Origin of the sequence: Delftia sp. WY8 (genome assembly GCF_018437695.1) — a bacterium.
Classification (GTDB): Bacteria; Pseudomonadota; Gammaproteobacteria; order Burkholderiales; family Burkholderiaceae_C; genus Comamonas; species Comamonas tsuruhatensis.
Window position 1 is genome coordinate 4,563,314 of the sequence record NZ_CP049795.1, and the last position, 11,104, is coordinate 4,574,417.

The following is an 11,104-nucleotide window of genomic DNA, read 5'->3' on the forward strand; positions in this document are numbered from 1 at the left end:
CTTCCGATTCCGTACTGAAACCTGTTCCATGCACCTGCTGTCCACGCGCCCCGGCGGCTTCGTCGAGGATGAGAGCATCGTCACCCGCCTCGACCAGACGCCGGCCGACATCGTCATCCTGAGCTCGGCCGACACCACGCTGGCCCTGCTGTCCTCGGCCGTGGCCGCGCTGGCCGGGGCGTCGGCGGACTTTCCCTCGGTGCGGCTGGCCAATCTGCTGTACCTGCGCCAGCCGGCCTCGCTGGACCTGTATGTGGACGAGGTGCTGCGCCATGCGCGCGTGGTCATCGTGGACCACCTGGGCTCGGAATCGGCCTGGCCCTACGGCATCGAGCAGATCGGCTCGCTGGCGCGCCGCAAGGGGCAGCGCCTGGCCATGTTCTCGGGTGACCTGCAGGAAGACCCGCACCTGCTGGCGCGCAGCACGCTGCCGGCCGCCGCCTGCCGCCAGCTGTGGCAGTACCTGCGCTCGGGCGGCGCGGCCAATGCGCGCGAATTCCTCAAGGCCACCGTCTACCACGGGCTGGACCGGGGCGATGCGCCGCTGCCGCCGCGCACCCTGCCGCAGGCGGCTGTCCACGTTCCCCCGGCGCTGTTCGCTGCCAGGAGCCATGCCCAGGTCCATGCCCATGACGTGGCCGGCATCGACGACCTGCAGCGCGCCTGGACGCCGGGCGCGCCCACCGTGGCCCTGGTGTTCTACCGCTCCCACCTGCTGGCGGGCAATACGGCGGCCTTCGACGTCATGGCCCTGTCGCTGCAGCAGCGCGGCATGAACCCGCTGCCCGTGGCGCTGGACTCGCTCAAGGACCCGCTGTGCCTGGCCACGCTGCGCCAGCTCTGCGAAGACCATGCCGTGCAGCTGGTGCTCAACACCACGGCGTTCTCGGCGCTGGAATCGGGCACGGCCCTGGCCGGCGATGCGCCCGTGCTGCAAGTCATTGCCAGCGGCGGCAACCGCGAGGACTGGTGGGCCGACAGCCAGGGCCTGCGCCCGCGCGACATCGCCATGCAGGTGGTGCTGCCGGAGATGGATGGCCGCATCATCACGCGCGCCATCAGCTTCAAGGGCCTGTCCCACCGCTGCGCCTTCACCCAGGCCGACGTGGTGGCCTACCAGCCCGAGCCCGACCGCGTGGACTTCGTGGCCGACCTGGCCTGGCGCTGGTGCCGCCTGCGCAGCCTGCCCGCGCGCGACAAGCGCCTGGCCCTGGTGCTGGCCAACTATCCGGGCAGCGAAGGCCGCATCGGCAGCGGCGTGGGGCTGGATACGCCGGCCTCGGTGATCGCCATCCTGCAGCACCTGGCGGCCGAAGGGCACGAGCTGGGCGACCCCGCGCAGCTGCCCGCCGATGGCGAGGCGCTGATGCACACCCTGCAGCAGGGCATTGCCAACGACCCGGCCCAGTGGCCGCTGCGACCGGCCTGGCAAAGCTATGCGCTGGACGAGTACCTGGCGCGCCTGGCCGCGCTGCCGGACGGCATGGCCGACGCCATCACGGCGCGCTGGGGCGCGCCCGAGGCCGACCCGCTGCTGCGCCAGGGCCGCTTCATGATCGCGGGCCTGCGCCTGGGCCATGTCTTTGTCGGCATACAGCCGGCGCGTGCATTGGGCGGTAAAGGCATGGGCGCGCAGGACTATGCGAGCTACCACGATGCCGAGCTGGTGCCGCCCCACGGCTACCTGGCCTTCTACTTCTGGCTGCGCGACCGCTTTGCCGTGGACGCCATGGTCCACGTGGGCAAGCATGGCAACCTCGAATGGCTGCCGGGCAAGAGCCTGGCGCTGTCGGGCGCGTGCTGGCCCGATGCCATCCTGGGCCCGCTGCCGCACCTGTACCCCTTCATCGTCAACGATCCCGGCGAAGGCGCCCAGGCCAAGCGCCGCAGCCAGGCCGTGATCATCGACCACCTGATGCCGCCGCTGACGCGCGCCGAAAACCACGGCCCGCTGCAGGACCTGGAGCGCCTGGTGGACGAGTACTACGACGCCCTGCTGGTCGATGCGCGGCGCGGCGCGCTGCTGCGCCGCCAGATCCTGGACATCGTGCGCCGCCAGCACCTGGACCAGGAGCTGGACCTGGCGCCCGGTGCCGCGCAGGACGACGATGCCGTGCTCGAACGCATAGACGCCTACCTGTGCGAGCTCAAGGAAACCCAGATCCGCGATGGCCTGCATGTCTTCGGCGCCTCGCCTCAAGGCCGCCAGCGCCGCGACACGCTGCTGGCGCTGGCGCGCTTCCCGTCGGACGAAGGCCAGGGCCTGATCCAGGCGCTGGCCGCCGACCTGCTGGACAGCCCCGGGTTCGACCCGCTGCGCATGGAGCCTGCACGTCCCTGGACCGGCGCGCGCCCCGCCGCCCTGCAGGCCGTGAGCGACGAGCCCTGGCGCCATGAAGGCGACACGCGCGAGCGCCTGGAGCTGCTGGCCCAGCAGTTGCTGGAAGGTGAGGCCCCGGCCGGTGACTGGCCGCAGACACGCGCCGCGCTGCAACAGGTGCATGCCGTGCTGGCGCCCGCGCTGGATGCCTGTGGCGGCGAGGAACTGCGCCAGCTGCTGCGCGGGCTGCAGGGCCGCTTCGTGCCGCCCGGGCCCAGCGGATCGCCCTCGCGCGGGCGGCCCGACGTGCTGCCCACGGGGCGCAATTTCTACACGCTGGACACGCGCGCCATTCCCACCCAGGCCGCCTGGGAGCTGGGCCAGCAGGCCACGCTCAGGCTGCTGGAGCGCTATCTGCAGGAGCATGGCGAGTACCCGCGCACCCTGGGCCTGTCGGTCTGGGGCACGGCCACCATGCGCACGGGCGGCGACGACATCGCCCAGGCCTTTGCGCTGATCGGGGTGCGCCCCAAATGGGCGCCCGGCAGCCAGCGCGTGGTGGACTTCGAGGTGGTGCCGCGCGTGGGCATGGGCCGGCCGCGCGTGGATGTGACGCTGCGCATCTCGGGCTTCTTCCGCGATGCCTTCCCCGGCGCCGTGCAGATGTTCGACGCGGCCGTGCAGGCCGTGGCCGCGCTGGACGAGGACGCCGAGGACAACCCCATACGCGCGCGCATCCTGGCCGAGGCCGAGCAGCTGCAGGCGCAGGGCATGGACGCCGTGCAGGCCCGCCTGCAGGCCGGCTGGCGCGTGTTCGGTGCGCCGCCCGGCCACTATGGATCGGGCCTGGGCGGACTGTTCCAGAGCGGCGACTGGCAGGGCGATGCCGACCTGGCCCAGGCCTACCTGGGCTGGAGCCAGCATGCCTACGGCCAGGACGCCGAGGGCGTGCCCGCAGGCGATGCGCTGCGCCGCCGCCTGGGCGAGCTCGACGTGGTGGCCCACAACCAGGACAGTCGCGAGCACGACATCCTCGACTCGGGCGACTACTTCCAGTTCCAGGGCGGCATGGCCTCTGCCGTGCGCCACCTCTCGGGCCGCCAGCCCGCGCTCTACCACGGCGACCATGCCAACCCGGCCCAGCCGCGCGTGCGCTCGCTCAAGGAGGAGATTGCGCGCGTGGTGCGCTCGCGCGTCACCAATCCCAAGTGGATGGACGGCGCCAAGCGCCATGGCTACAAGGGGGCCTTCGAGATGGCGGCCACGGTGGACTATCTCTTCGGCTTCGACGCCACCACGCAGCAGGTGGGCGACCACCAGTACGCCCTGGTGGCCGACGCCTATGTGCTGGACGCGGCCACGCGCGACTTTCTCGTGCAGCACAATCCGCAGGCCCTGCGCGACATGCTGGAGCGCCTGCTCGAAGCCATGCAGCGCGGCCTGTGGGAGCAGCCCGGCGACTATCGCCAGCAGCTGGAAGACCTGCTGCTGGAACATGAAAACCATCTCGAAGGATTGCGCGCATGACCGCATCTCCTGACCTGGGCAGCGGCGCCCCGCCCGCGCTGCCGCCGCTGTTTCCCTTTGCCGCCATTGCCGGCCAGCCCCTGCTGTGCCAGGCGCTGCTGCTGGCCGCCATCGACCCGCAACTGGGCGGCGTGCTGATCGAGGGGCCGCGCGGCACGGCCAAGTCCACGGCCGCGCGCGCCCTGGCCGAGCTCATCGATGCCGCGCCCTTCGTCACGCTGCCGCTGGGCGCCTCGCTGGAGCATCTGGCCGGCTCGCTGGACCTGGGCCAGGCCATGGCCGGCCATGCGCTCAAATTCGCGCCCGGCCTGCTGGCGCGCGCCCATGGCGGCGTGCTCTATGTGGACGAGATCAACCTGCTGCCCGATGCCCTGGTCGATGTGCTGCTGGATGCCGCCGCCAGCGGCGTCAACGTGGTCGAGCGCGACGGCATCTCCCACCGCCATGCGGCGCGCTTCGTGCTGGTGGGCACCATGAACCCCGAGGAAGGCCAGCTGCGCCCGCAGCTGCTGGACCGCCTGGGCCTGTGCGTGCGCCTGGCCAATGTGCAGGATGCGGCCCAGCGCCAGGCCATCGTGCGCGCGCGGCTGCTGTTCGATGCCGACCCCGCAGCCTTCCGCGCCCGCCATGCAGACGCCCAGGCCGCGCTGGCCGCGCAGCTGCGCACGGCACGCGAGCGCCTGCAGCCGGCCGGCGCGCTGCCCTGGTCCGACGCGGTGCTGCAGGCCGCCGGAGCGCTGTGCATTGCCGCCCAGGTGGACGGCCTGCGCGCCGACCTGGTGCTGCTGCGTGCCGCACGCGCCTGGGCCGCCTGGCTGGGCGATGCCGAGGTCACGCCCGACCATGTGCAGGCCGTGGCCGAGCTGGTACTGGTGCACCGCCGCAAGCCGGGGGCGCCGCAGCAGCAGCCACAGCAGCCATCCCCACAGCAGGCGCCATCGAATCCGCCTTCGCAGTCGCCGGCACAAAGCCGGCCGCCTGCGGAATCCACGGCCAACGGCGCAGGCGACAGCCCGCCCTCCGAGGCCGACTGGGGCGCCATGCCGCCCGAGCCCGTGGGCCTGCTGCGTGTCGCCGTGCCTTCGTTGCTGGCCCGCGAGGCCGCAAAGCCCGGAGCGCCCGCCGCAAAAAAAGCCTGAGCCCTCGCGGCCCCGCGCCACAGGCAAGGGATGCGAGGGCGGGCCAGCAGGCGGCCAGCCAGCCCCGGCTGGCCCAGGCGCAAGGCGGGCCGCCCACCGGCAGCTGGGACTGGCCGCGCACGCTGGCCGCGCGCGGCGCCCAGGCGCTGGCGCCCGAACATCTGCAGCGCCGCCGTGAGCCGCCCCAGGCCACGCGGCTGCATTGCTTTGTGCTCGATTGCTCGGCCTCCATGGCCGCCAGCGGCGCACTGGCGCGGGCCAAGGGCGTGCTGCTGTCGCTGATGGAAGAGGCCTACCGCCGCCGCGAGCAGGTGGCGCTGATCTGCTTTGCGGGCACGCGCGTGGAATTGCGCCTGCCGCCGCGCAAGGCTGCGGCCTGGAATGACGACTGGATCGCGCCCATCGGCGGGGGCGGCGGCACGCCGCTGCAGGCGGCCGTGGAGCAGGCGGGCCAGTTGCTGCAGCGCCATTGCGGCGCAGAAGCCTCCTGCCAGGGCTGGCTGTGGCTGCTCACCGACGGCCGCACGCGCGAGCGGCCCGCGCGGCCTGCGGCGGCGCAGGAGGCAGGCATCGTGGACTTCGAATCAGGCCGCGTGCGCCTGGGCCGGGCGGCTGCGCTGGCCGCCGCCTGGGACGCACGCCATGTGCGGGCCGATGATTTCGCAGGCTGATCTGCGGCTCTGACGAGGTCAGGCCGGCCAGCTCAGCTCGAACAGCGCGCCGCCGCGCTCGCCCGGCAGGCATTGCGCCCGCCCGCCATGGGCCTGGGCAATGGCCTGGACCACGGCCAGGCCCAGTCCGCTGCCCTTGCTGGCCCCCACGCCGGCGTTTTTGCGGCTGCGGGCGCCTTCGCCGCGCTGGAAGGCGTCGAAGATGCGCGGCGCAAGGTCCGCCGCCACGCCGGGGCCGCTGTCTTCCACGCGCACGGTGCACAGGCCCTGGCGCACGCGCGCGGCCACCAGCAGGGGGCCGGGCTGCGCATACAGCATGGCGTTCTCCAGCAGGGCCAGCAGGGCCTGGCGTATGCGCACGGGGTCGCAGACCACGGGCTGCTCATCCAGCTCCAGCGCCAGTTGCAGGCCCGCCTGCTCCAGCGCCGGCCCCACGGCCAGGGTCACCGATCGCACCTCGCCGGCCAGGCAGGTCTGGCGCAGCTCCAGATGCAGGTGGCCGTTGTCCTGCAGGCCCAGCAGGCGCAGATCGTCGATCAGGCGGGTCAGCCCCTCGACCTGGGTCATCAGGCTGGCCAGCATGTCCTTGCTGGGCAGGAAGACGCCATCGGACAGGCCTTGCAGCCGTCCGCTGAGAATGGTCACGGGCGTGCGCAGCTCATGGGCGATGGCCGCGCTCCAGAAGGCGCGCTCCTGCGCCATGCCTTCCAGGCGCTGGGCCAGGCTGTTGAAGTCGTGCACCAGCTGGGCGGCCTCGTGCAGCGCGCTGTCGTCGGTGTGCGCGCGCGCCGAGAGGTCGCCCTGGGCCAGCTGGCGCAGGCTGATGGCCACCGAGTCCAGCGAGGGCAGGATGCGCCGCGACAGCCGCGTGGCCACGAAGATGGCGATCAGCAGGGCGATGACCAGGGTCAGCAGCACCCAGGCCAGCTCCACGCTGGAGGGCATCCAGCCGTCGGAGACGCTGGCCGGGTGAAAGGTCAGCAGCAGTGCATAGAAGGCGTACGAACCCAGCACGCACAGCACGACCACGGCCAGCGTGACGGCCGACATGGTCAGCACCACCTGCCGGCGCAGGCCCGGCACTGCGCTCATGGATCCATCCCCAGCCGGTAGCCCACGCTGCGCACGCTGTCGGGCATGCCCTGCAGGCCCAGGCCTTCGAGCTTCTTGCGCAGCTTGCTGATGTGGCTGTCCACGGTGCGTTCCAGCGTGTGGCCTTCGGGCAGGCAACTGAGCAGCAGCTCGGCGCGGCTGAACACGCGCCGGGGCGAACGCACCAGGCTGGCCAGCAGGTTGAATTCGGTCACGGTGAGTTCGGGCACATGCGTGGCGCCCTGCACCTGCACGCTGACCTCGCGGCTGTCCAGGTCCACGCGAAAGGGGCCGGCCTGCAGCAGCTTGGTATCGCGGAGCCGGCCCTGGCCGCAGCGGCGCAGCACGGCCTGCACGCGCGCCACGACCTCGGCCGCATTGAAGGGCTTGCCCACGTAGTCGTCCGCGCCAATGCGCAGGCCGATGAGCTTGTCCACGTCCTGGTTGAGGGCGGTGAGCATGATGACGGGCGTGTCGCCGCGCCGGCGGATTTCGGACAGCACCTGCCAGCCGTCGAGGCGTGGCATCTGCACGTCGAGAAGAACGAGATCGGGTTTCAAGTGGTGGTGCAGTTCAAGGGCCTGCTGGCCATCGGCGGCATGGACGGTGCGCAGGTCGCTGCGGGCCAGGTAGGCGCACAGGATGTCTGCGATCTCGGGCTCGTCCTCGGCAACGAGGATGAGCGATGTCGATGGCTGGAAAGGCAAGGGCTGGGCAATGATAGAAGCCATTTTGGGTCGCGGCGGCGGCTGTGTTCATCTCCATCGTTCTTCCACATTTCCCGGGCCGAAATGCCATCGAAAGAACGCAAGCTGTTTCCCTGTGCCGCCGCCATTGGCCGGCATGCGAAACAAAGCGATGAATATGAAGTCACAGCGGCAGTGCCGTATGAGCGGGTGGAGCGGTCAGCTTTTGCAGCGGCTCCCTGAGTGAATGGCCCTTGCGGCAACACGCCGCAGGCCGAAGCCGCACCGGCAGGAGTTTCCTTCATCCCCATGCCTCCTGGCAATCTGGATTTGCATCCGGATGGCCCCTCAGATGATTCGGCGCCAGGCGCCGTATTTTTTCCGCAGCGCGCCCTGGCGCGCATTGAAAACCAGACCTCGCGTCCATGCCACAGTTCTTCATTCACCGGCCCGTCTTTGCCTGGGTCATCGCGCTGTTCATCGTGCTGCTGGGCGTGCTCGCCATCCCGCAATTGCCGATATCGCGCTATCCCACGGTGGCGCCGCCCACGGTGAGCCTGTATGCCACCTACCCGGGCGCCACGCCCAAGACGCTCAATGATTCCGTGGTCTCGCTGATCGAGCGCGAGCTGTCCAGCGTCCGCCACCTGCTGTACTTCGAGTCCTCGGTGGACACCTCGGGCTCGGCCGAGATCAAGGCCACCTTCAAGCCCGGCACCAACCCGGAGCTGGCCCAGGTGGATGTGCAAAACCGCATCAAGGCCGTGGAGCCGCGCCTGCCGCAGGCCGTGCGCCAGAACGGGCTGCAGGTGGAGTCGGCCACGTCGAGCTTTCTGCTGCTGGTGGGCCTGATCTCGCCGGGCGGCGAGTTCGACGAGCTGGCACTCAATGACTACATGGCGCGCAACATCGTGGAGGAGCTGCGCCGCATCGAGGGCGTGGGCCGCGTGCAGCTGTTCGGTACCGAGCAGGCCATGCGCGTCTGGGTCGATCCGGCCAAGCTGATTTCCTACGGGCTGTCCATGGGCGACCTCACCCAGGCCATACAGCAGCAGAACATGCAGATCGCCCCGGGCCGCGTGGGCGATGCGCCGACCGCGCCGGGCCAGCGCGTGACCACGCCGCTGACGGTGCAGGGCCAGCTGACCTCGCCCGCGCAGTTCGCGGCCATCGTGCTGCGCGCCCATGCCGACGGCTCCCGCCTGGTGCTGGGCGACGTGGCGCGCGTGGAGCTGGGCGCGCAGTCCTATGCTTTCTCCAACCGCGAGGACGGCAAGCCCGCCACCAGCGCCGCCGTGCAGCTGTCGCCCGGTGCCAATGCCGTGCGCACGGCCGCTGCCGTGCAAAAGCGCATGGCCGAGCTGGCCTCCATCCTGCCGCAGGGCATGCAGCACACCATCTCGTTCAACACCGCGCCCTTCGTCAAGATCTCCATCGAGAAGGTGGTGCAGACCCTGGTCGAGGCCATGGTGCTGGTCTTCCTGGTGATGTACCTGTTCCTGCAGAACCTGCGCTACACGCTGATCCCGGCCATCGTGGCGCCCGTGGCGCTGCTGGGCACCTTCGCCGTGATGCTGGTGGCGGGCTTTTCCATCAACGTGCTGACCATGTTCGGCATGGTGCTGGCCATCGGCATCATCGTGGACGACGCCATCGTCGTGGTCGAGAACGTGGAGCGCCTCATGGCCGAGGAGGGCCTGTCGCCGCGCGATGCCACGCTCAAGGCCATGAAGGAGATCACGGGCGCCATCATCGGCATCACCCTGGTGCTGACGGCGGTGTTCATTCCCATGGCGTTCGCCAGCGGCTCGGTGGGCGTGATCTACCAGCAGTTCACGCTGTCCATGGCCGTGTCCATCCTGTTCTCGGCCTTCCTGGCCCTGAGCCTGACGCCGGCGCTGTGCGCCACCTTGCTCAAGCCGGTGGCGGCAGGCCACCATGAGAAGAAAGGCTTCTTCGGCTGGTTCAACCGCGGCTTCGAGCGGCTGACGAACCGCTACGAGGCCCATGTCACGGGCCTGGTCCGGCGCACGGGCCGCATGATGCTGCTGTTCGCGGCCATCGTGGCCATCCTGGTGTTTGCGCTGCGCCAGCTGCCCTCGGCCTTCCTGCCCGAGGAGGACCAGGGCTACTTCATGACCTCCATCCAGCTGCCGGCCGATGCCACGGCCGAGCGCACGCTGGACGTGGTCAAGCGCTATGAGGAGCATGTGGCGCAGCGCCCCGGCATCGCCTCCAGCATCTCGGTGCTGGGCTTCAGCTTCGCGGGCTCGGGCCCGAACGCGGCCATGGCCTTCACCACGCTCAAGGACTGGGACCAGCGCAACGGCGCCACGGCCGGCGAGGAAGTCTCGCTCGCGCAAAAGGCCATGGAACACGCGCCCGAGGGCGCCATCATGGTGCTGCAGCCCCCGGCCATCGACGAGCTGGGCACTTCCTCGGGCTTCACCATGTACCTGCAGGACCGCACGGGCCAGGGCCATGCCGCGCTCAAGTCGGCCACCGACCAGTTGCTGGCGCTGGCCGGCAGCAGCAGCGTGCTGGGCTCGGCCTACCAGGACAGCCTGCCTTCGGGCACCAGCGTGCGGCTGGAGATCGACCGCCAGAAGGCCCAGGCGCTGGGCGTGGGCTTTGCCGCCATCAGCGAGACGCTGTCCACGGCCATGGGCTCGCTGTACGTCAACGACTTCCCCAACGCCGGGCGCATGCAGCAGGTCATCGTGCAGGCCGACGCGCCCGCGCGCATGCAGATCGATGATGTGCTCCGGCTGAACGTGCGCAACGCTGCGGGCGGCATGGTGCCGCTGGCCGAGTTCGCCACGCCCGTGTGGTCGGAGACGCCGCTGCAGCTGGTGCGCTACCAGGGCTTCCTGGCGTCGCGCATCTCGGGCACGCCTGCGCCCGGCGCCTCCAGCGGCGCGGCCATGGCCGAGATGGAGCGGCTGGTGGCCCAACTGCCGCCCGGCTTTGCCGTGGCCTGGACCGGCCAGTCGCTGCAGGAGCGCCAGTCGGCCGCGCAGGCGCCCCTGCTCATGGCCCTGTCCATGCTGGTGGTCTTCCTGGTGCTGGCCGCGCTCTACGAGAGCTGGTCCATCCCGCTGTCGGTGATGCTGGTCGTGCCCCTGGGCCTGCTGGGCGCGGTGGCGGCCGTGCTGCTGCGCGGCATGCCCAACGATGTGTTCTTCAAGGTGGGCCTGATCACCATCATCGGCCTGTCGGCCAAGAACGCCATCCTGATCGTGGAGTTCGCCAAGCAACTGCGCGAGGAAGGCCAGGACCTGCGCGAGGCCGCCATCAAGGCCGCGCGCCTTCGGCTGCGGCCCATCCTCATGACCTCGCTGGCCTTTGCGCTGGGCGTGGTGCCGCTGATGCTGGCCTCGGGCGCCAGCGCCGAGACCCAGCACGCCATCGGCACGGGCGTGTTCGGCGGCATGGTCAGCGGCACGGTGCTGGCCGTGTTCTTCGTGCCCGTCTTCTTCGTCTTCGTCCTTGAATGGCAGCGGCGCATCGCCGGGCCGCGCGGCAGCGCGCGCCGGCCGCCGCCCGCTGCGGACCCCGGAACATAAACACATGCCCCTCTGAATCGCGCTCAACGCCCTGTGCTTTCAGGGCCGCCCGCCGGCACAGTCTTCGAACCCTTGCGCGCCATCGGCGCCTGCAGCCCCCGCG

The 11,104-nt window shown here is 70.7% G+C and carries 6 protein-coding genes; 4 read left to right on the plus strand and 2 right to left on the minus strand.

From position 1 onward, the window contains the following. Positions 1–28 precede the first annotated feature (28 nt). From cobN to G4D77_RS21050, 3 genes are all read left to right on the plus strand, one after another. Positions 29–3,847 carry a cobaltochelatase subunit CobN gene (gene cobN, locus G4D77_RS21040; RefSeq protein ID WP_154833510.1) on the plus strand — a complete coding sequence of 1,273 codons (3,819 nt, stop codon included), beginning with the start codon at positions 29–31 and terminating at the stop codon, positions 3,845–3,847. Then, entirely contained in the window at positions 3,844–4,986 is a 1,143-nt protein-coding gene (locus G4D77_RS21045) for a magnesium chelatase ATPase subunit I (RefSeq protein WP_126310991.1), read from the plus strand. The genes cobN and G4D77_RS21045 overlap by 4 nt, the downstream gene beginning before the upstream one ends. Positions 4,987–5,195: 209 nt before the next feature. Then, positions 5,196–5,657, plus strand: coding sequence for a vWA domain-containing protein (locus tag G4D77_RS21050; RefSeq protein ID WP_084027467.1), 462 nt, complete (start codon positions 5,196–5,198; stop codon positions 5,655–5,657). 18 nt (positions 5,658–5,675) lie between these two features. On the opposite strand, the gene G4D77_RS21055 is transcribed toward G4D77_RS21050, so the two are convergent. After that, positions 5,676–6,749, minus strand: a complete 1,074-nt coding sequence (locus G4D77_RS21055) for an ATP-binding protein (RefSeq protein WP_016448780.1) — start codon at positions 6,747–6,749, stop codon at positions 5,676–5,678. After that, positions 6,746–7,480: a response regulator gene (locus G4D77_RS21060; protein ID WP_016448779.1), complete on the minus strand. Its 735-nt coding sequence runs from the start codon at positions 7,478–7,480 to the stop codon at positions 6,746–6,748. The genes G4D77_RS21055 and G4D77_RS21060 overlap by 4 nt, the downstream gene beginning before the upstream one ends. Before the next feature lie 380 nt (positions 7,481–7,860). Here G4D77_RS21060 and G4D77_RS21065 point away from each other — a divergent pair, with 380 nt between their 5' ends. Continuing rightward, positions 7,861–11,001 (plus strand): multidrug efflux RND transporter permease subunit, encoded by a 3,141-nt coding sequence (locus G4D77_RS21065; protein WP_154833511.1) that lies wholly within the window; start codon positions 7,861–7,863, stop codon positions 10,999–11,001. Positions 11,002–11,104: the final 103 nt, after the last annotated feature.

What these genes read in the sequence shown, in the direction of transcription:
- G4D77_RS21045 (WP_126310991.1), top strand. Translation starts at nt 3,844, where the DNA reads ATGACCGCATCTCCTGACCTGGGCAGCGGCGCCCCGCCCGCGCTGCCG.
- G4D77_RS21055 (WP_016448780.1), bottom strand. Translation starts at nt 6,749, where the DNA reads ATGAGCGCAGTGCCGGGCCTGCGCCGGCAGGTGGTGCTGACCATGTCG.
- G4D77_RS21060 (WP_016448779.1), bottom strand. Translation starts at nt 7,480, where the DNA reads ATGGCTTCTATCATTGCCCAGCCCTTGCCTTTCCAGCCATCGACATCG.
- cobN (WP_154833510.1), top strand. Translation starts at nt 29, where the DNA reads ATGCACCTGCTGTCCACGCGCCCCGGCGGCTTCGTCGAGGATGAGAGC.
- G4D77_RS21065 (WP_154833511.1), top strand. Translation starts at nt 7,861, where the DNA reads ATGCCACAGTTCTTCATTCACCGGCCCGTCTTTGCCTGGGTCATCGCG.